This is a genomic window from Marinobacter sp. PE14 (assembly GCF_053566155.1).
Window position 1 is genome coordinate 17970 of record NZ_JBQXNY010000008.1, and the last position, 19503, is coordinate 37472.

Genomic DNA, 19503 nt, shown 5'->3' on the forward strand with positions numbered 1-19503 from the left:
TCAGGGGCTTTTGCGTTTGAAAGGACCCGGTTGTATGTCCAGCAAAGCGAAGCAGACCCAGAAACTTCTGCTGTTCCGGCTTTCCGGCGAGCGTCTGTTCGGAATAGGAACCCTGAAGATCCGGGAAATCCTGCCTTTCATGCGGCTGACCAAACTGCCCCACAGCCATCACGCCGTCATTGGCACAGCAACCTTCCGGGGTTCCGCCGTTCCGGTGATTGATATGGCTGCCGCGGTTGGCTATCCGCCGCTGACGCAGGAAGAACGGGAAAAAGCCTCGATTATTGTCACGGATATCCAGCGCCAGGAGATCGGTTTTCTGGTGCGCAGCGTGCAACAGATCATCGAGACTGACTGGAAATCTGTGATGCCGCCACCCAAGGCCCTGGGCAGCAAGGCGTTTATCACAGGTCTGCTGGACGTGGAAGGCGATATCATCCAGCTACTGGATGTGGAGTTACTGTTGGCGAAGGTGTATCCGGAATCATTGGACACTCAGGAGGTGGTTCTCACGGATGTGCAGAGTGAGACGCTCAAGTCCCTGAACATTCTCATGGTGGACGATTCCCAGGTGGCCCGTAAGCAACTCTCGGACGTGCTGGATAGCAAAGACATCCCCTACCAGGTGACGTCCAATGGCGATGATGCCCTGCAGATCCTTCTGCGGGACCACGAACTGGGCCGGCCCACGGACATTCTGGTCAGCGATATCGAGATGCCGGGGCTGGATGGGTACGAGCTGGCGTTCAATGTGCGGGACAATTCAGCACTGAAGCAGCCTTACATCATCCTGCATACATCACTGAACAGTGAGATGAGCCTGAGCTATGCCAATCAGGTGGGCGCCAACGAAGCGCTGACCAAATTCGATGCCGAGGAGCTGCTTCAGGCCATGCTGCGAGGCGCCGAACAGGCCCGCTAAAGCCTGAGCTGCTCGATAAAGTCGTCCGCGTCAGCGCGCATCTCAGCCAGCCTCTGCTGCCACTCTTCCCGGTGACGATTCAGCGTATCTTCACTCAGACGCGTGAAGCGTTCGCCGGTTTCCGCCACGGTGCGGCTGGCATTGGCGAGCGATTCCATGGTCGGGTCGTTCAGCTCATCGGCCTGGCGGTCCAGATCCCGGGCAGCCTGTTCCAGAATCACCCGGTCCTCTTCCGGTGTCGGCTCACTGTCTTTCAGGGCGTCTTCCACCGAGCGCTCAAGCTCCCGCATGGCTTCCTGCAACTTCTTGCCGAACTGCTCCATGGCGCCCTCTGCCTCACGGCCGATTTCCTCGGAGTAGGCCTCCAGATCCCGCGCCAGCTGCTCCATTTGCTGCTCAAAATCGTCAGAAGATGAGGAAAAACGGGCGCTGAGCTCTTCACCGAGCCGGCTGAGCTCGCCCATGATGCTGGTGAACGGGGAAGGGTTAAGGATGGCATCGCCAGTGCGGTCGTAATCCACCAGCCACTGATCCTGGAACCGTACGAGATAGGTGACCAGCTCCAGCCGCTCGCCTTCGGTTCCGGCTTCAGCCGGCAGGCGGGTCACGATAGTGGCTTCACGATCTTCAATGACCACCCGGCCGAAGGATGGCACGGCGTCGGTCCAGCTGCGCTTGTAACCGTCGAACGCGGCGGATTCCGCCAGGGTGGAGTATTCCATTACATCGCCGGCGTCATTCTCGGCCATGGCCTGCCAGAAGGCCGCCGCCACTTCCTGGGGTGTCTCCGGGTTGCTACACCCGGCGAGCAACGTCAGTGTCGCGACGGCCATCAGGCCGCGAAAAAAGGAACGGATCATTGCAGTGCTACCTCGGGTTCATCATCCATGGACGCATGATACACCCCTCACAGTTTGCAGGTCAGTTCCGCCAGCTCCTCATCAAACACCCGGCGGTTTTCACTGTAATCCACGGGCACGTCCACCACATGAACACCGCCTTCAGCCAGGGCGCCTTCCAGGGTTGGCCGCAGGTCCTCCGTGCGGGTCACGCGGTGACCCTTGGCGCCATAGGATTGGGCATAGGTGACAAAATCCGGGTTGCGATAATCCAGGCCGAAATCGCTGTAGCCTTCCTGGCCCTGCTTCCACTTGATCATGCCGTAGGCACTGTCGTTGATAATCAGCACCACCAGGTTAAGATTCAGTCGCACCGCAGTTTCCAGCTCCTGGCTGTTCATCATGAAGCCGCCATCGCCACAGATCGCCATCACTTTCAGATCCGGATACAGCATGGAGGCCATCATGCCGCTGGGCAGCCCGGCGCCCATGGAAGCCAGGGCGTTGTCGAGCAGAACCGTATTGTTGTCGTAGGCGCGGTAATTGCGGGCAAACCAGAGTTTGTACATACCGTTGTCGAGCGTGATGATCCCATCGTCAGGCATCACATCACGCACATCATGAACAATGCGTTGAGGGATCACCGGGAAGCGATCGTCTTCAGCCCGCTCCTGCAGGTGCGCATCCACCGCCTCCTTCACTTCCATCAGGCGAGTGAAATCGTGGTTGGCGCACTGGCCACAGTTCTCGGCCATGTATTCCACGCTGTTGGCGATGTCCCCGACAACTTCGTGCTGGGGGAAGTACACCGGGTCCACGTCGGCCGCACTGAAGTTCACATGAATGACCTTCTTGCCGCCGGGGGTCATGAAGAAGGGAGGCTTTTCCACCACATCATGGCCCACGTTGATCACCAGATCGGCACGATCGATCGCACAGTGCACGAAGTCCCCGGCCGACAGGGCGGCATTGCCCAGGTAACGTGGGTGCCGCTCATCCACCACGCCCTTTCCCATCTGGGTGGTAAAGAACGGGATGCCGGTGACATTCACCAAGTGCAGCAGCGCCTGAGACACTCGCTTCCGGTTGGCGCCGGCACCAATCATGATCAGCGGATGCCGGGCTTCGCGAAGCATCTCACAGGCCATCTCCAGGCTTTTGGGGCTGGCCGAGGGTCGGCGGGCATCACTGGGTTTGAAGATGTGGGTGTCAGATTCAGGCGTCTCGTCGGCAATGTCTTCCGGCAGCTCCAGATGCACGGCACCCGGGCGCTCTTCAGAGGCCAGGCGGAAGGCTTCCCGAACCTTGGCAGGGATGGTGTTGGCATTGCTGATTTGCCGGGTGTACTTGGTGAGCGGACGCATCAGGTCCACCACATCCAGAATCTGGAACAACCCCTGCTTGGAGGACTTTATGGGTTTCTGGCCCGAGATCATCATCATGGGCATACCGCCCAGCTGGGCGTAGGCGGCGGCAGTCACGAAGTTGGTGGCGCCAGGCCCAAGCGTGGAAAGGCAGACCCCCACCCGGCCCGTCAGGCGACCATAGGTGGCGGCCATGAACCCGGCGGCCTGCTCATGGCGGTTGAGGACCAGCTGAATACTGGACGTCCTCAAGGCCTCCAGGAAGGCAAGATTCTCCTCGCCGGGCACCGCGAAAATGTATTCAACGCCTTCGTTCTCCAGCGCCCGGATAAACAACTCGGCCCCGTTTTGGACCGGGGTCTGTTCGTTGGCCATGGCCTTCCTCTTGATCTGTGGATTCCGGGTGATCGGCAGGTTCCGGGATCAATCGGTTATGGGCGGCTCCGCCTGCAAAGCATCCGCCGGCACGCGATCCAGACCCCAACTGCGATACACTCCCTCTGTTACGCGCCGAAGGGCATCCTCGTTCACTTCCGCAGGCTCTCCCCGCTCCAGGGGATCATAATGGAAGATGTACAGTCGCGATGTGAACTGCTCAAAAGGCAGCGACGACTCGCCAAAACGTTCCCCGTTGCCAGAGGTACTGACTTGGACCCCATCGCCCCAGTTCTGGCCACTGTCGTTATTGGGATTGAAGAAATAAATCCGCATCTCACCTTCCGGGTCGAGCGCGGACCGGAGAATGGTAATGGCGTGCCAGCCGATAAACCGGGCGGCGCTGTCGGTAACAGCAATACCCGCAGGCTGCGGATGGATCAATGGCTGATTGCCGTTGTAGTAGGGGTGATAACTGGCGTAGAAATGCCGGATAAAGCCTTCCAGATCGTGCAGCTTGCCAGTGGCCACATCCACGTTGATGGCAAACCCGCGCCCGGCAGACCAGCCGTGGAACTCCGGGTTCACCCATTTATGGGGATCGCCCTGGCGACCGACGCACAACCGGCCCATTTCCACGTAGATGCGGTCCAGATGCGGCACCACTACCAGGGAGACAGGATCCAGATCGAGGGTTACCTCGGAAGCAACGCCGCCGACACTTCGCGCCGATGACACCGGCTGACCTTCAAAGTGAATGACGATTTCATTGTCTCGAGCAGCCCAGGCCACCATCTGCAAGAGATAATCCGGATCGTTATACGCCCACATCGAGAGCGCACGGGCCGACTGGCAGGTGGGGTTGTTGCCCTGCCCTACTCCCAAAGGCTGGCCCAACATATTCAACACGCCCTGAATCAGCCAGGCATTCGGTTGCGGTTGATAGCCATAGGCCAGCTCAAGTCGCTCCCGCGCATGAGGACAGAGAGACAGCCGTGCCTGGCGCCACAGACCCGGCGCAACAGGAGGTTGATAAAGAATACCCCGTTCCAGAAGCAGCGCCAGGCCGTAGATGCCCTGTGCCGTTTCCGGATAGATACCTTCTTTAATCAGGGTGTGGACCAGCTCCCGATAACACATCAGGCAATCCCGGCCGGTGCTGGACAGACCCAGCGCCTCACTGAGCAAGGTGTCCTGGTCCGCCAGGATGAAACGTATAAACGAGGCATGGTAAGGGGAGACCAGGCCGGTATCGTGCATGGACCGCGCAAACCCGGTGGCCTCGTTCTGCAGGGCCTGGGCATCCATGGTTTCCAGCCGCTGCTCGTAGACGACGGTTCCGGGGTCTTCACTGCAGGCCCGGGTGGGGCCATAGAGGCTGGAGATCAACCGGTCGGCACCGCGCCCGGCACTGCCCAGATCGGCCTGCGGATCGGCCCGGCAAAGGGCAATCTGCGTAATCATCTTGCGCACGTCCGATACCTGGATCGGCCGCTGTTCAAGGATCCGCCAGATCTCTTCGATCAGACTGTCAATGACATGTTCGTAGCCGATGTGGTGGGCCACATACTGCACAAGGTTCTGGCTGATCAGCGCGAGCTTGCCCTGCTCCCGCTCAGCCTCGCCGGTCATTCCAAACAGCAGGCCCAGGTTGATGGCCAGAACCTGGGTCAGGTAATGGTGGGCCTGTTCAGCCGACACCGAAGGGTGCAGATAGCTGCCCCGGGCGACGGCAAGCAGCCTCAACTCACTGAAGGCCTCGATGACGACGGTGTCGGCATTCTGGCTCTGCAGCGAATAGGTTGTCAGCGTGGGAAGAAGAATCCCGGGTTCGGCCCAGTCGGTGCCGGCAAAGACGCCCGCCAGTTCAAGGCGCTCAGCGCGCTCCTCGATGATCCGGCAGCCATCCGGCTGCAGCAGGATCCGGCGGGCAATATCCAGCACGCGCGGCAACTTGCCGGCCTTGGTAAAAGACCGGCTTTCTTCCAAAGCCTGAATGGCGTCATCCAGGCGTTGAGCCAGCTTGTCAACGTTTACAGCTGGCGCTGCGCTGCCCGATTGGTGATCGTTCAAACGATAATCCTCAGGGCCTGGCACCAAACCCGGTTGTTGTTAATGCTTCTCCTGATTATACATAGAAATCGAGGTCTTCCTGATGTTTCAGGAGGTCCCGCATGACGTAAGGGTCTTCACCGAAGAAATAGACCAGCCCCCAGTGGGTACCGAAAGCGGTACGTTTGGTGACCGTTTCTTCCAGCGGCGCGGTCAGCTCGTGGGACTCGAAATACTCGTGATTTTCGGTCTCGTCCGGGATTTCCAGCTTGCTGACAACCCGGCGGCGTGGATACACACCGAAACAACCGGCGTAACCCTTCGCATCCACAACTTCCTTCGGGAAGAAGGCCTTGATTTCATCTTCCGTGGTTTTCGGATCAAACGTCAGGATCATCCCCTGATAGGCGTTGAAGCCGTAGGCACGCTCAAGCAGCTCGAACACCTTGAAGCCGGGCGGACGATAGGCCACCTCGCCGAAGTACATGGTCCGGTCGCTGGTCACGAAGTACTCCGGGTGAATAAACCCGAATTCGATATCAAAGGTCTTGATCAGCTTCTCGATTTCGCCCCGTATCTGATCCCGATACTTCTCCAGGTCCGGTGTCGCAGGGACAAACACGGAATAGCCCAGAGTCACATACTCGGAAATGTTCAGGAAGGCGATCTTACCATTGTGGATCCAGGCTTCGACTGCAAACTCCCAGCCATCCAGGTGCGACTCCATCAAAACCGGAAACTCTTCTTCCGGGATGGTATCGACTTCGTCCGGCGTACGGATCACCCGGTGACCAAGGCAACCGGCCTTATCAAAGGCCTTCAGGTGGATGGGATCGTTGGGGTCACCATCCAGCTTGAGCAGAGTCTGGTTAACCCGCTTCAGGAACCGGATAACATCGCCCTTGTCGTGCGCTTCCTCGAAGATACCCACCCGGATACCACCGAGCTGGGCGCGGCGTTTCATCAGGGCCTTGTCACGCAGCAGCATCGCCTGACCGAACAAACGAGGCTTGTCCATCAATACCGAGTTGATGGCGCCCGCCCACTCCACAGTCTCCTCAAACAACGGGATGGCAACGTCGACGCCCATCTCCTTGAGGGTCTGCGCAATTTCTACCGAACGATCATTCAGGCGCTCAAAATTCCAGGGCACGTAGGGAATGTCATGCTCTTCGCAATAGGCTTCGGCCCAGTCCGGTGCCACGACAACATAGCGACGATCGAACTTGTCGGCCGCTTCAACCGCATTCAGGCTCCAGCCCAGTAACGCGATATACCCTTTCTCAGGATTGTACTTTTGCTCACTCACAGGCTCTCTCCTTTCATAAGGGTTGGCTTATAACCCTACGCATTAGCTATGAAATCGCAAATTTCGCCCCCCGTCGAAACGCAAAAAGCACCACGACCGCCGGGAGTGAATCCAGCAATCGCAGTGCCTTAGGCTTTCTTAGATCGATTGGGAATATCAGCCCAACTGCAGGGTCGACAGGGTCCTCTCGCGAACTTTGGTGAGCAGTGCTTCGTCTTCTACCAGGGATTGGCCATAGGACGGAACAAGCTCTTTCATCCGTTCCTGCCAATCTGGAGTCTTGATCTTCTCAGGGAAACAGCGCTCGATGACGTTGATCATGGCATTGGCTGCGGTGGAGGCCCCGGGAGAAGCACCCAGCAGCGCCGCCAGCGTTCCATCTTTTGCCGCCACAATTTCAGTGCCGAACTCGAGTTTGCCACCGCCGTCGTCCAACTGTTTGATGATCTGCACGCGCTGGCCGGCCATGCGCAGCTGCCAATCCTCTTCCATGGCGTCCGGGAAGAAGTTGCGCAGCGATGCCACCCGGTCACTGTGGGACTGGAACACTTCCCCGATCAGGTAGCGTGTCAGGTCCATGTTGCTCTTGCTCACCGAGAGCATTGGCTTCAGGTTGGTGGGCTTCACCGAACCAATCAGATCAAAGATGGAGCCCTGCTTCAGGAAGCGGGTGGTGAAGCCGGCGAACGGGCCAAACAGAAGGGCAGGCTCGCCATTAATGATGCGGGTATCGAGGTGCGGTACCGACATGGGCGGTGCCCCGATCGGCGCCTTGCCGTAAACCTTGGAGTTATGCTGCTTGACGATGTCGGGCTTGCCACACACCAGCCACTGACCGCTCACCGGGAAGCCACCGTAACCCCGGGCTTCCTCGATACCGGATTTCTGCAGCAGCGGCAACGCACCACCACCGGCGCCGAGGAACACGAAGCCGGTCTCGAGCTTGGTCAGCTCCCCGGTCTTCTGGTTCTTGACGCGGATCTTCCATCGGCCGTTGTCCCGCTGGTCGATGTAGTGCACCGGTGAGCTGAGCATCAGCTCGAAATTCGGCTGGGTTTCCAGCCAGCTCACCATGCTGCGGGTGAGGGACCCGAAATCCACGTCCGAACCGTGCTTGATCCGGGTCGCGGCAACCCGCTGCATCGGATCCCGGTTATTGACGATCAGGGGCATCCATTCTTCGAGGTCCTTCGGGGACTCGGTGTATTCCATGTCACGGAACAGGTGATGGGCACTCAGGCGTTCATAGCGACGTTTGAGAAAAGCCACATCTTTCTCGCCCCAGACAAAGCTCTGGTGCGGTGTGCGGTTAATAAAGCTGGATGGTTCGGGCAGGATGCCCTGCTCCACAAGGTAGGACCAGAGCTGCAGGGACACCTCATACTGGGCGTTGATCTGCAGGGCCCGATCGATGGTGACATCGCCATCACCGGTCTCGGGAGTGTAGTTAAGCTCACAGTACCCGGCATGCCCGGTACCTGCGTTGTTCCACCCGTCTGTGCTCTCATGGGCAACGTGGTCGAGACGCTCCACCATGACGATGTCCAGGGACGGATCAAGCTGCCTGAGCATCATGCCGAGAGTGGCGCTCATGACGCCACCGCCGACCAGCACTACATCTGCCTGTCTAACGGCCATTGGTTTTCACCCTAGCTAGTGTTGAGCCTTTTCGCCCCCTCACGATCAGCAAGGAGGCCTGTCGGAAGCCGGTCAGGCGCGAGGTAAACGGCGCCGCCGTCTGCTTCCGGTCTGAATGTGCGCGCAATTATCCCGATTTTCGGCGGGATAATAAATTGCGATTGTCAATCGTTGCGTCTTTATCAGACTTTTACTGGTTCCAGTTGCCGATACGTGCACTTACGAACAGTGGTTTGCTGCGGGTCAAAGGTCTAAAATCCGCACGCGTGATCTGTCTGGCCGGCTTCGGCCTCTACTCTGGTAACCAGGACGGGATTTCCCCAATGTCTGCCCTTGATGCGTTTCTGATTATTCTCGCGGTTCTGGCGCTGTTGGGCGTCATATTTGAAGAAGCCATCCACATCAACAAGGCCAAGGTAACGCTGTTCTTTGGCACCATGAGCTGGATGCTGCTGTTCCTGTTCAGTGATAACGCGGATCAAACGTCTGCCATTTCCGCCGGCCTCTCCGAGAGCATTGCCGAAATCGCTGGACTGTGGCTGTTTCTCGTCGCAGCCATGACATTCGTCGCTTACCTGAACAAGAAGGGTATGATCGAAAACGTGATTTACCTGATCATGCCGAAACAGGTGAGCGAGCGGCGGCTACTGTTCCTGACCGGTCTTTTCTGCTTCATTTTCTCGTCTTTGGCAGACAATATCACCGCCACTTTAGTCTCATGCTCGCTAATTCTGTCCCTGGATCTGGAGCTGAAAAAACGTATCCAGTTTGTCACGCTGGTCGTGTTTGCGGTCAACTCGGGGGGCGTTTCCCTGATCACCGGCGACGTCACTACGTTGATGATTTTCCTCGCGGACAAGGTGGAAATACTGACTCTGCTGACCCTGGCGATCCCGGCCTCGATTACGGTTTTCGTCCTTGCCGTCTTCCTCTCACGGGGACTGACAGGCACCGTGACACTGCGTTCCAACACTACCCCGGTGCGACGGGTGGATGCGGTCATCAGCGGGCTCTTTTTGTTAACAATCCTGACCACCATTGCCGGCAATGCCTTGTTTGGAATTCCACCGGTTCTGACCTTCCTGTTCGGCTTGTCCATCATGTTTCTTGTGTCTCGGTTCATGAGTGACGACTCCGACCTGGACCCGATTCTCGAATACATTCGTATCATCGAATTTGAAACCCTGCTGTTCTTTCTGGGCATCCTTTTGCTGGTGGGCATGCTCAAGGAGATTCATGCACTGGATTCGCTGGTGGCCATTTACGATATCCTGCCGCCGCTCTATGCCAACTACCTGATGGGCATCTTCTCAGCGGTTATCGATAACGTCCCGCTGACAGCAGCGCTGTTGAAATCGGGCATTGATATGAGCGCCGGCGAATGGATGGGGCTCACCTACGCTGTGGGCGTGGGCGGATCACTTCTGGTCATTGGTTCAGCGGCCGGCATCGTGGCGATGAGCAAGATCCCGGGGCTGACCTTTGCGGCCTATATGCGGTATCTTGCACACCTCCTGGCAGCCTACACCCTTGGCTATGCCGGCGTTTTCATGCTCGGACGTTTCATTCACTGAGGTTTTTCTATGTTAATGGCATTTGGCGCCATCATCGCTGGCCTGGTATTGCTGGTATGGAGTGCCGACAAGTTTGTGGAGGGCGCCGCGGCGACCGCCAAACATTTGGGCATGCCCACCCTTCTGATCGGTATGGTGATTATCGGTTTCGGCACCTCAGCCCCGGAACTGGCCGTTTCTGCCATGGCGGCGTCCGACGGCAACCCCGGGCTGGCACTGGGTAACGGCTATGGCTCCAACATTACCAACATTGCGCTCATTGTCGGCCTGACAGCCATAATCGCGCCTATCGCAGTGCACTCCCAGGTAATCCGCAAAGAGCTGCCACTGCTGATCGTCCTTACCCTCATTGCCGGCGCCCAGCTGCTCGACGGACAACTCTCTCGCATGGATGGCTGGGTGTTGCTGGCGGTATTTGCAGTGGTTATGGGCTGGTCAATCTTCCAGGGCCTGAAAGGCAAGGCGGACCCCCTGGCCGGTGATGCCGACGCCGAGATCATTGCTCATCCCATGCCCCTGAAAACGGCCGTGATCTGGCTGGTGATTGGCCTGGTGCTGCTGGTCGTCAGTTCCCGGATGCTGGTTTGGGGCGCCGTCACGATTGCCCAGAGTCTTGGTGTCAGCGATCTGGTGATCGGTCTAACTATCGTTGCCATCGGCACTTCCCTGCCAGAACTTGCCTCGGCTCTGGCAGCTGTCAAAAAGAATGAACACGATCTGATCCTGGGCAATATTCTCGGATCGGGCATTTTCAATACGCTCGCCGTGGTAGGTCTCGCCGCCGTTATCGAACCCCTGGCCGTGGACCCGGAAGTGCTCTACCGTGACTGGACGCTGATGCTGGCGCTCACGGTGGGTCTGTTCCTGATGGGTTACGGGCTTACCGGATGGCGAAAGCTGGTGAGCCGGGTGGATGGTGGCATCCTGGTACTGGTGTACGTGGCCTATACCGGCTATCTGCTGTCTACCGTGGTGGCAGCCGGTACGGCCTGATCGGCTGCATCTGGGTGAGGTCGGCGCTAACCGGCCTCGCCGTCACCCAGTAGCTCCGTCAGCCTTGAGCGCACCTCGGTCATCACCTCCTCCAGGTCGGCTTTGGTCTTGCCGGCTGTATCCAGCGGTTCTCCCACCCTGACATCCACCGGCTGCCCGAGATTGATTTGCCAAGTCCGGGCGGGCAGCACCCGATGGATGCCCCGAACGGCCACCGGCACAATCACCGCCTCGGTATCCAGCGCCAGGTGAAAACAGCCTTTCTTGAAAGGCAGAAGTTTTCCGTCCGGCGAGCGGGTTCCCTCGGGCGCGGCCCAGAGCACGATTCCGCTTTCCATCATCGCCCGGGCCTTTTCCAGATCTCTTACCGCACGTTGCCGATTGGACCGATCCACGGAGGGAAACTCCGCCGCCCGCATGGCCTGCCCCAGCAGCGGGATACTGAACAGCTCCTTTTTCGCCAGCATGCGGATGGACCCCGGCAACGATACGAAGGTGACCGGAATATCATAGTGGCTGGCATGGGTGCACATGATGATGTACCGGCGCCCGTCGCCGAAATCAGGCACTTGCCCGCGCACTGTCAGGCTGGCACGAACCAGTCGTAACAGCGAGGCCGACCACTCGCGACAGTATTTGTCGACGATGGGCCGGTTCAACCTCCCGAACAGTGCCCTCAGCAAAACCAACAGGGAAAAGAGTGCTGTCAATCCGACACTCCCCAGGACCACACCCGCCCGCCGAAGAAGCGTCGCTGACTCCGTTAGCGGATTCATCTTCAATCGAATCATCTCAGCTACTCTTTTCTGTTTCCCGGCTTCGTTCGCGGCCTTGTTGCTGCGCATTTAATAAGAGGCGAATTATAGCGACTGAAAAACCCGCTGGATAACGCACAAAAGCATTGATTAATTTTTAACCATTACCTATAAGGTATAAGGATATAACCATGAATAATTGAAAGAGCAGCCCCACCGTCCGACGACAACCCTAAAAAGGAGACGGATAATGAAACAGGAATCAGCTCTGATGCGCGGCCCGAATGACCCGGGCCTTCAAAACCCTACCCGCCGCACCCTGCTGCTTGGCAGTGCTGGCGCCATGGCCGCGGTAAGCGTGCTGGGATTTACACCCCTTGCCAAAGCCGATGAACCAAAATCACTGCCGGATTACGCCGCCTGGAAAGAACGCAACGCCCTGATCGTTCACAGTGCAAACACGATGGAAACCCAACGGGGGGCCATCGGCAATGGCGTCATTACTGCCAGTGACCGTTTGTTCGTTCGTAATAACCTGCCCGCGCCACCAGCCTCGGTAACCGACAACCCGGATGCCTGGGAGGTGAGGATCGAGGGCGTGAAAAATCCCCGAACCCTGAAGGTCGGCGACCTGAAACAGATGGGGGTCACCACCGTTGCCTCCGTATTGCAGTGTTCCGGTAACGGTCGCGCCTTCTTCCCCCATGGAGCGAGTGGTACCCAATGGTCCGTTGGCGCTGCTGGCTGCATCATGTGGACCGGTGTGCCATTGAAGGATGTTGTAGAGGCTTTGGGTGGACCTTCTGACGGCAATCGCTACATTACCAGCACCGGTGGCGAGGCCCTGCCTGATGGCCTGGACCCGAAAACCATCATGGTCGAACGTTCCGTACCAACCCGAGCGCTGGAAAGCGCCCTATTGGCCTGGGAAATGAACGACGAGCCTCTGACTCATACCCATGGCGGTCCTCTGCGCATGGTGGTGCCAGGCTACTACGGCGTGAACAACGTGAAGTACGTTAAGAACGTCGCCTTCACCGAAAACCAGACTGACGCCAAGATCCAGGCCTCCGGCTACCGGATTCGCGATGTCGGTGTGAAGGGCGCCCCGGACCAGCCCTCCATGTGGGAAATGAACGTCAAATCCTGGGTGACCGCCCCCCTGGAAAGCGGCCAGACCGGCCGTAACATGATCTACGGCGTTGCTTTCGGGGGCACAGTTGCGCTGGAAAAAGTCGACGTCTCAGTGGATGGCGGCAAAACCTGGAAACAGGCTCGCTTCCTGGGACCAGACCTTGGCCCCTATGCCTGGAGGCCTTTTGTCCTCGCAGCGGATTTAGCGACCGGAGAGCACCGAATTGTCAGCCGGGCGACCGACGTGCGGGGCAACACCCAGCCTGAGGGCCGGATCGAGAATGAACGTGGCTACGGCCACAATGGCTGGAGCGACCACGGAGTCACGGTTGCCGTCAGTTGATCATTGGCGGAGCCGACACGGGAACGCGGCGGCTCCGACCTTTTCGGAAAGCAATAATATGAGAAAAACTGCAGTACTGGGCACCATAGCCCTGATCGGACTGTCGCCCCTGACAATGGCCAGCGACCTTGAAGAAGGAAAACAGGTATTCACTCAGGACGCACAACCCGCCTGCACGATATGCCATACGCTGGCAGACGCCGGTTCGGCTGGTGCCGTCGGCCCAAACCTGGATGAACTCAAACCCACCAGGGAACAGGTGGTCAATGCCGTAACCAGCGGGGTCGGTATCATGCCAGCGTTCAACGAGTCATTGTCTGAGGAACAGATTCAGGCGGTGGCACACTATGTGGCTCTGGTAACAGGCGGCAATCAATAAAATTGGGGGCACTGCGCGCCCCCCAATGTTCGTCTCAGGCGTTTTCCTGAAACACCATGGCAACCGAATTCAGGCAGTAGCGCTGCCCGGTTGGCGGCGGGCCGTCTGGGAAGACATGGCCGAGATGGCTGTCGCAACGGGGACAGCGGATTTCGGTGCGGCTCATACCGAGACTCGTGTCTTCAATGTAGCGGATATGCTCGGGGTCAAAGGGCTGGAAGAAGCTTGGCCAGCCGGTGCCCGAATCAAACTTGGAGTTCGAGCTGAACAGCGGCAAATCACAAAGCCGGCAGTGGTATACCCCGGCCTTTTTGTTGTCCAGCAAAGTCCCGCAGAACGGATGCTCGGTTCCATGGTCGAGCAGCACGCGCCGCTCTTCCGATGTCAGATCCGCAGCTTTCTCCTCAACCTGTGCTTCGTTTAGTGGTGTCAGGTCATAACCTGCAGCGGAAACTCCCATAGTCTGCCTCCTCAGGCGGTGCTGCCTGCGTCGTTGTCTGTAAATTCCGGCTTCAGGCGATCAGGATAACTGTCTACGAGTTTTTCCATTTTCGGCGCAGCCACAGCCATGATGTATGGCTGGTAGGGGTTCCGGGCGGCAAAATTCTGGTGGTACTCCTCCGCCGGGTAAAACGCTTCGAGCGGCTCCAGCGTGGTCACGATCGGATCCGGGTATACCTCGGCCTGATCAAGCTGGTGGATGTAGGCCTCAGCCACCCGCCGCTGTTCCGCAGTCTCGTAAAACACGGCAGAGCGATACTGGGTGCCCCGATCATTGCCCTGACGGTTCAATTGGGTGGGATCGTGAGCAACCGAGAAGAACACCTTTAGCAGTTCGCCAAAACTGACCCTGGCCGGATCATAATGGACATCCACTACCTCTGCGTGGCCCGTAGTACCTGAGCATACGGCCTCATAATTGGCAGAGCTGGCGTGACCGCCGGCGTAACCGGACTCGACGCTGGTTACGCCGTCCATCGCCAGAAAAACGGCTTCCACACACCAGAAACAGCCTCCAGCCAGCACGACACGCTGTTCGCCCTCGGCCGCTGGCAGATCCTGTTCAGGATCGGGGAAACGGCTACGTGGTACGTTGAGACCCGGGATACTGCAGGATGTCGTCATGGTAACCTCTGCGTTCGAATTATCTGTCTCTAACGGCTCGATTGTGGCTGGAAACCTGCTGATTTGCCAACCCGTGTGCCGGCTCGGCAAGAACGGATTATATTTACGTTGATCAGGACAGCAGGATCACTCCAGCCAGCGCACTCAACGGCGCCAGTAGCCAGACCGGAACCCGCCAGATGGCCAGGCAGAGCCAAAAAATCAATACCAGCCCCAAATCCACTGCACTATGGACCGCCGAGGTCCATACCGGATCATAAAGTGCAGCCAGCAGAAGCCCCACTACACCCGCATTGACGCCCGCCAGTGCAGACCGGGCCCGGCGATGCTCCCGAAGCCAGCTCCACAGTGGAAGACCGGCGAATACCAACAGGGTGCCTGGCAGGAAAACGGCGATTACGGCGATCACACCGCCCAGTGCACCGGCCTGGGACGCACCCAGAAATCCCGAAAAAGAAAATAGCGGCCCCGGCATAGCCTGAGCAACACCATACCCCGCGAGAAAGGTATCCGCCGGCAGGGCACCGGAGGCCACAAAGCCCTCCTGTAACCACGGCAGCACAACATGCCCTCCGCCAAACACCAGGGCGCCAGCCCGGTACAGTTCAGCACCGATCCAGCCGGGGCTGCCTGCCGCCTGAGGCAGGAACGAAATCAGCAACAGGACCAGAAAGGTCCCGGCAAAAAGCGCAGGCTTCCGGGATTGCACCGGCACATGCAGAGGATCAGACGCCGCACTGCTCCCTAACCCCAGAAAGGAACCGACAGCGCCGACTGCGGCCAGGGCCAGTATCTGCATCCAGGTCTCGCCGATTAACAGAAGGCTCACGGCAACCAGCAAAGCCATGGCGATTCGGGGCCGGTCCGGACACAGGGTTCGCCCCATCTGCCAGACAGCCTGGGCCACCACCGCTACAACAAATAGCTTTAGACCCTGAACCCAGCCACCACTTCCGGCCTCGGGCCAGGCGCTCAGCCCCAGCGCTAAGCCAATCATGATAAGCGCCGATGGCAGAGTGAAACCCAGCCATGCTGCGAACGCCCCCCGGTAATGACCACGCAGGAAACCGAGGGTCAGGCCTACCTGGCTGGAAGCAGGCCCCGGCAGCAACTGGCACAGGGCCAGGACTTCGCCGTAAGCACTGTCTGACAACCACTGCCGACGCTTAACAAACTCATCGTAGAAGAATCCGAGGTGCGCTGCAGGCCCGCCAAACGATGTCAGGCCCAGGCGCAGGAACAGCAGGAAAATTTGCCAGGCGGACAGCTTCTCAACACCTTTGTGATCAGTCATAAACCCTCTGATTCGGTTCGCCTGCCAATGTTTCATCAAACATGAACATTATGTCGTTTTGGTTGCATCCCTTCGAGGGCCATCCATAATGACAGACAGGGTTTGCCACTTTGCACACCGGCCACGCCCGGCTCGGCATACAAAGGAAGAAAAATGACGGCAAGGGCTCGTACACCGGAGAACCAGGATGACCTCCTGGAATACCGTCTGAGCCTGCGGCTCGGCCCTGTTCACGCCCGCCAGAGGCTCGGAATTGAACGGGAAGCTGAAGCGAAGGTATTCGGGCAGGATCACAGCTCCTTCCACCTGGAAAACTGGGCCACGGCGCCCGGCTTTATCCGCACCTGTTTGCGGATGGTCGGCCTTTGGGGCCGGGGCCAGAGCAATAGCCGACGCCTGAATACCGTGCATAATCGTTTCAACGTTCCCGGGCTGCCGGAAGCCTTTGAGGGCTTTCGCATTCTTCACCTGACCGATCTGCACGTGGACATGGACGAAGCCAACCTGCAGGCAGTGCTGCGCCAGATCGAACCATTAGACTATGACCTGTGCGTGTTAACCGGCGATTACCGGAAACTGACCTGGGGCCCGATCGAAGGCGCCCTGGACGGCATGGCACGACTACGGGATGGCATAAAAGGCAAGCCTTATGCTGTTCTCGGCAACCACGACAGCGTTCGCATGTTGCCGGCATTGGAAGACATGGGTTACCAGCTGTTGATGAACGAAATGGCGCCCATTGAGCGCGATGGCCAGGCCCTTTACCTGGCGGGCGTAGACGACGCCCACTTCTTCAGGGCCCACAACCTGCACCAGGCCGGAGACAGGATCCCTGCCGGTGGCACCAGCATCCTGCTCAGCCATACACCGGAGATCTGGCGCGAAGCCGCCCATGCAGGCTATGACGTCTTTCTCTGTGGTCACACACACGGAGGCCAGATCTGTTTGCCCGGTGGCATACCGGTAACTCTGGACTCTGACTGTCCGCGAACCCTCGGAAGAGGCTACTGGCGAATGAACGGCATGCAGGGCTACACGTCACCCGGCTCGGGCACGTCTGTTGTAAACGTTCGTCTGAACTGCCCGCCGGAAGTAACCCTTCACACCCTGACTCGCGGCCCGGATTAGTGGGGCTGTCGGCGTATACCGAGACGGTAGAGGAGCGGAGACCCGAAAATGTTCGACAAGGTGAAAAACAGCACCACGCCCAGCACCACCCAGAAACTGACGGGCAGCCACCACATGGCCAGCAGCATGGGTAGCAGTGCTTCCGGGATCTGATCCAGCCCGACGGCCCGGGCACTCGACGCCATGCCCAGACGACGTTTGATGAAGCTGCTCAGCATGTCCCCGACCAGTCCCAGCAGGCCGAACAAAAGCCCGAACACGAACCCCAGACCGGTAAACAGGGCAAACAGCGCACAGGCGAAGGCTCCGGATAGCAGACCACGCCAGGTTTTGCTTTCACCAAGAACAGGACGACCGTCAGACCACAATCGCCCACCATCCACCGGCGCCGACCAGCGGTTTTTCAACAATCCGGCTGCGACCACCGGCGTACCGTTGGCCAGCACCAGCATCACAAAAAGCTCCAGGGGTATCAGCACGCGTTGGCGCCTCTCTGAAACAGCCGGTCAGGCGATACCGCCCCGCGTCAGCTTGAGCGGATCCATCAATTCCTCAAGCCGCTCCCGGCTCAGGCCGCTGCGCTCCTCCGCCACATCGATGACTGGCCGCCCCGTTTTATACGCCTCTTTGGCAATGTCTGCCGCCAGGCTGTAGCCGATCTCGGGATTAAGTGCTGTCACCAGCACCGGGTTCTTACCCACACCTGAGTTCAGGTTGTCGGCATTGACCGAGAAATCCTTGATCGCTTTGTCCGCCAGCATGATGGCCGCGTTGGCGAGCAAATCGGTCATGTCCAGCAGGTTACCCCCAACCAGCGGGAGCATGACGTTGAGCTGGAAATTACCGGACTGGCCGGCGATAGCCACAGCGCTGTCCAGCCCCATCACCTGGGCACCCACCATGGCAACGGATTCGGGAATCACCGGGTTTACCTTGCCCGGCATGATACTGCTCCCCGGCTGCAATGCCGGAAGACTGATTTCAGCCAGACCATGAATCGGACCACTGTTCATCCAGCGCAAATCGTTGGCGATCTTGGTTAGAACAATGGCCGCACCGCGCAATTGTGCGGACAGCGCCACCGGAGCATCCACGGCGCTCTGGCCGGTGAATTTGTGATCGAGAGAGGTAAACGGATAGCCGGTGTTGGCGCGCAGGAACTTGACGAACTGGCCGGAAAATTCCGGTAGCGCATTGATTCCGGTACCCACCGCTGTGCCGCCCTGGGGTACGGCCAACAGCTCATCAGCTGCGGCTTCTAACCGCTTTTCCACGGCCAGAAGCTGTTCGCGCCAGGTTTTCAGCTCCTGGCCGAGGGTCACCGGCATGGCATCCATCAGGTGGGTGCGACCGGTTTTTACCTGGCTGGAAAATGCCGCTTCCTGCTCGTAAATCACACCGCAGAGATGCGACAGCGCCGGCAGCAGCTTCTCCTTGGCTGCAATCACGGCGCTCACGTGGATCGCCGTTGGAATCACGTCGTTGGAACTCTGGCTCATGTTCACGTGATCGTTCGGGTGCACCTCAAAGCCTGCGTTGCGGGCGATACTGGCGATGACCTCGTTGACATTCATGTTGGTGCTAGTGCCGGAGCCGGTCTGGTAGCGGTCCACCGGAAACTGATCCGCGTACTCGCCCTTCACCAGATCTTCGCAAGCCCGGGAAATCGCATCCCGCAGATCGTTGTCCAGCAGTCCCAGGCTGGTATTGGCCTCGGCGGCCGCTCGCTTGATCTGGGCAACGGCGGCAATAAACGGCTGAGGCATCGGCTGGCCACTGACCGGGAAGTTTTCGACCGCGCGCTGGGTTTGCGCGCCCCAGAGCGCATCAGCAGGTACCTGGACGTCCCCGAGGCTGTCGGTTTCCGTTCTGAATTCGCTCATATTCCCTCCTGTCCGTGCGTTTGCACTGTGGGCTTCTTGGCCTGTACGCCAGGGGCCCGGCCATGGCTCAGCCGCCGCCCTGGGATCTTAGCCGGACATGGTCGCAGATGCCCGTAACCTGTTCAAAATTGAGGATCAGGGTATGAACGGTGTTGGTGTAGGTGTCGTGAAGGTGAAACTTGTAACGGTGCTGCTTTTCACCCTGCAGAAACGCATCGTACTCGCGGACCAGTTCACGCACATCCCCACCGGAATCCTTGCTCCAGGTCGCATTGAACGGACCCATTACGGCGCCGCCAGCCAGGCAGATGGTTACTTCGTGATTCGTCAGACCATTCTCAGGAACTGTCATGGTTATTTCCCTTTCGATGAGCCTTTGGTAAGTGTAGTCGCTCC

Annotated in this window: 18 protein-coding genes; 6 read left to right on the forward strand and 12 right to left on the reverse strand. The window is 58.6% G+C overall.

Annotation, left to right across the window (positions count from 1 at the left end; all coding sequences use genetic code 11):
- Window positions 1–34 precede the first annotated feature (34 nt).
- The gene (locus ACWJ62_RS19300; protein WP_008171092.1) at window positions 35–922 is read left to right on the forward strand and encodes a chemotaxis protein; all 888 of its coding nucleotides are present in this window, start codon (window positions 35–37) and stop codon (window positions 920–922) included.
- Here ACWJ62_RS19300 and ACWJ62_RS19305 read toward each other — a convergent pair.
- The 5 genes from ACWJ62_RS19305 to mqo form a co-directional block, all read right to left on the reverse strand.
- Window positions 919–1782 carry a hypothetical protein gene (locus ACWJ62_RS19305; protein ID WP_449287625.1) on the reverse strand — a complete coding sequence of 288 codons (864 nt, stop codon included), beginning with the start codon at window positions 1780–1782 and terminating at the stop codon, window positions 919–921. The two genes, ACWJ62_RS19300 and ACWJ62_RS19305, sit on opposite strands and share 4 nt — an antisense overlap.
- Window positions 1783–1829: 47 nt before the next feature.
- Window positions 1830–3500, reverse strand: coding sequence for an acetolactate synthase large subunit (locus ACWJ62_RS19310; RefSeq protein WP_449287626.1), 1671 nt, complete (start codon window positions 3498–3500; stop codon window positions 1830–1832).
- A gap of 48 nt (window positions 3501–3548) precedes the next feature.
- The gene (locus ACWJ62_RS19315) at window positions 3549–5573 is read right to left on the reverse strand and encodes a hypothetical protein (protein WP_449287627.1); all 2025 of its coding nucleotides are present in this window, start codon (window positions 5571–5573) and stop codon (window positions 3549–3551) included.
- A gap of 55 nt (window positions 5574–5628) precedes the next feature.
- On the reverse strand, window positions 5629–6861 hold the full coding sequence (locus ACWJ62_RS19320) for an ATP-grasp domain-containing protein (RefSeq protein ID WP_349519326.1): 1233 nt from the start codon (window positions 6859–6861) through the stop codon (window positions 5629–5631).
- A gap of 156 nt (window positions 6862–7017) precedes the next feature.
- Window positions 7018–8499 carry a malate dehydrogenase (quinone) gene (gene mqo, locus ACWJ62_RS19325; protein ID WP_449287628.1) on the reverse strand — a complete coding sequence of 494 codons (1482 nt, stop codon included), beginning with the start codon at window positions 8497–8499 and terminating at the stop codon, window positions 7018–7020.
- 323 nt (window positions 8500–8822) lie between these two features.
- Between mqo and nhaD the strand changes: the two genes are divergently transcribed.
- Both nhaD and ACWJ62_RS19335 read left to right on the forward strand, forming a co-directional pair.
- Entirely contained in the window at window positions 8823–10073 is a 1251-nt protein-coding gene (gene nhaD / locus ACWJ62_RS19330; protein ID WP_148608878.1) for a sodium:proton antiporter NhaD, read from the forward strand.
- 9 nt (window positions 10074–10082) lie between these two features.
- Window positions 10083–11066: a calcium/sodium antiporter gene (locus ACWJ62_RS19335; RefSeq protein WP_449287629.1), complete on the forward strand. Its 984-nt coding sequence runs from the start codon at window positions 10083–10085 to the stop codon at window positions 11064–11066.
- Between the two features lie 26 nt (window positions 11067–11092).
- Here the strand turns inward: ACWJ62_RS19335 and ACWJ62_RS19340 are convergent, their stop codons facing one another.
- Entirely contained in the window at window positions 11093–11857 is a 765-nt protein-coding gene (locus ACWJ62_RS19340; protein ID WP_449287630.1) for a lysophospholipid acyltransferase family protein, read from the reverse strand.
- A 214-nt stretch (window positions 11858–12071) separates the two neighbouring features.
- Between ACWJ62_RS19340 and sorT the strand changes: the two genes are divergently transcribed.
- Window positions 12072–13298, forward strand: a complete 1227-nt coding sequence (gene sorT, locus ACWJ62_RS19345) for a SorT family sulfite dehydrogenase catalytic subunit (protein ID WP_449287631.1) — start codon at window positions 12072–12074, stop codon at window positions 13296–13298.
- 58 nt (window positions 13299–13356) lie between these two features.
- Complete coding sequence (gene sorU / locus ACWJ62_RS19350) at window positions 13357–13677, forward strand: SorU family sulfite dehydrogenase c-type cytochrome subunit (RefSeq protein WP_449287632.1); 321 nt, start codon at window positions 13357–13359, stop codon at window positions 13675–13677.
- Window positions 13678–13711: 34 nt separating this feature from the next.
- Here sorU and msrB read toward each other — a convergent pair whose 3' ends face one another.
- The 3 genes from msrB to chrA all read right to left on the reverse strand — a co-directional run bounded on the left by msrB (window position 13712) and on the right by chrA (window position 16096).
- Window positions 13712–14137 (reverse strand): peptide-methionine (R)-S-oxide reductase MsrB, encoded by a 426-nt coding sequence (gene msrB, locus ACWJ62_RS19355; protein WP_449287633.1) that lies wholly within the window; start codon window positions 14135–14137, stop codon window positions 13712–13714.
- An 11-nt stretch (window positions 14138–14148) separates the two neighbouring features.
- The gene (msrA, locus tag ACWJ62_RS19360; RefSeq protein WP_449287634.1) at window positions 14149–14802 is read right to left on the reverse strand and encodes a peptide-methionine (S)-S-oxide reductase MsrA; all 654 of its coding nucleotides are present in this window, start codon (window positions 14800–14802) and stop codon (window positions 14149–14151) included.
- 112 nt (window positions 14803–14914) lie between these two features.
- The gene (chrA, locus tag ACWJ62_RS19365; protein WP_449287635.1) at window positions 14915–16096 is read right to left on the reverse strand and encodes a chromate efflux transporter; all 1182 of its coding nucleotides are present in this window, start codon (window positions 16094–16096) and stop codon (window positions 14915–14917) included.
- A 153-nt stretch (window positions 16097–16249) separates the two neighbouring features.
- Between chrA and ACWJ62_RS19370 the strand changes: the two genes are divergently transcribed.
- Window positions 16250–17224, forward strand: a complete 975-nt coding sequence (locus ACWJ62_RS19370; protein ID WP_449287636.1) for a metallophosphoesterase — start codon at window positions 16250–16252, stop codon at window positions 17222–17224.
- Here the strand turns inward: ACWJ62_RS19370 and ACWJ62_RS19375 are convergent.
- The 3 genes from ACWJ62_RS19375 to ACWJ62_RS19385 form a co-directional block, all read right to left on the reverse strand.
- Window positions 17221–17703 carry a CDP-archaeol synthase gene (locus tag ACWJ62_RS19375; protein ID WP_449287637.1) on the reverse strand — a complete coding sequence of 161 codons (483 nt, stop codon included), beginning with the start codon at window positions 17701–17703 and terminating at the stop codon, window positions 17221–17223. The genes ACWJ62_RS19370 and ACWJ62_RS19375 overlap by 4 nt on opposite strands.
- A 27-nt stretch (window positions 17704–17730) precedes the next feature.
- Window positions 17731–19107, reverse strand: a complete 1377-nt coding sequence (locus ACWJ62_RS19380; RefSeq protein ID WP_449287638.1) for a class II fumarate hydratase — start codon at window positions 19105–19107, stop codon at window positions 17731–17733.
- Between the two features lie 67 nt (window positions 19108–19174).
- The gene (locus ACWJ62_RS19385) at window positions 19175–19459 is read right to left on the reverse strand and encodes a hypothetical protein (protein ID WP_148608868.1); all 285 of its coding nucleotides are present in this window, start codon (window positions 19457–19459) and stop codon (window positions 19175–19177) included.
- Between the last annotated feature and the right edge of the window lie 44 nt (window positions 19460–19503).

Bases quoted from the DNA above. Each gene is read 5' to 3' on its own strand.
- ACWJ62_RS19300 (WP_008171092.1), top strand. From the start codon at position 35: ATGTCCAGCAAAGCGAAGCAGACCCAGAAACTTCTGCTGTTCCGGCTT.
- ACWJ62_RS19305 (WP_449287625.1), bottom strand. From the start codon at position 1,782: ATGATCCGTTCCTTTTTTCGCGGCCTGATGGCCGTCGCGACACTGACG.
- ACWJ62_RS19310 (WP_449287626.1), bottom strand. From the start codon at position 3,500: ATGGCCAACGAACAGACCCCGGTCCAAAACGGGGCCGAGTTGTTTATC.
- mqo (WP_449287628.1), bottom strand. From the start codon at position 8,499: ATGGCCGTTAGACAGGCAGATGTAGTGCTGGTCGGCGGTGGCGTCATG.
- nhaD (WP_148608878.1), top strand. From the start codon at position 8,823: ATGTCTGCCCTTGATGCGTTTCTGATTATTCTCGCGGTTCTGGCGCTG.
- ACWJ62_RS19335 (WP_449287629.1), top strand. From the start codon at position 10,083: ATGTTAATGGCATTTGGCGCCATCATCGCTGGCCTGGTATTGCTGGTA.
- ACWJ62_RS19340 (WP_449287630.1), bottom strand. From the start codon at position 11,857: ATGATTCGATTGAAGATGAATCCGCTAACGGAGTCAGCGACGCTTCTT.
- sorT (WP_449287631.1), top strand. From the start codon at position 12,072: ATGAAACAGGAATCAGCTCTGATGCGCGGCCCGAATGACCCGGGCCTT.
- sorU (WP_449287632.1), top strand. From the start codon at position 13,357: ATGAGAAAAACTGCAGTACTGGGCACCATAGCCCTGATCGGACTGTCG.
- msrB (WP_449287633.1), bottom strand. From the start codon at position 14,137: ATGGGAGTTTCCGCTGCAGGTTATGACCTGACACCACTAAACGAAGCA.
- msrA (WP_449287634.1), bottom strand. From the start codon at position 14,802: ATGACGACATCCTGCAGTATCCCGGGTCTCAACGTACCACGTAGCCGT.
- chrA (WP_449287635.1), bottom strand. From the start codon at position 16,096: ATGACTGATCACAAAGGTGTTGAGAAGCTGTCCGCCTGGCAAATTTTC.
- ACWJ62_RS19370 (WP_449287636.1), top strand. From the start codon at position 16,250: ATGACGGCAAGGGCTCGTACACCGGAGAACCAGGATGACCTCCTGGAA.
- ACWJ62_RS19380 (WP_449287638.1), bottom strand. From the start codon at position 19,107: ATGAGCGAATTCAGAACGGAAACCGACAGCCTCGGGGACGTCCAGGTA.
- ACWJ62_RS19385 (WP_148608868.1), bottom strand. From the start codon at position 19,459: ATGACAGTTCCTGAGAATGGTCTGACGAATCACGAAGTAACCATCTGC.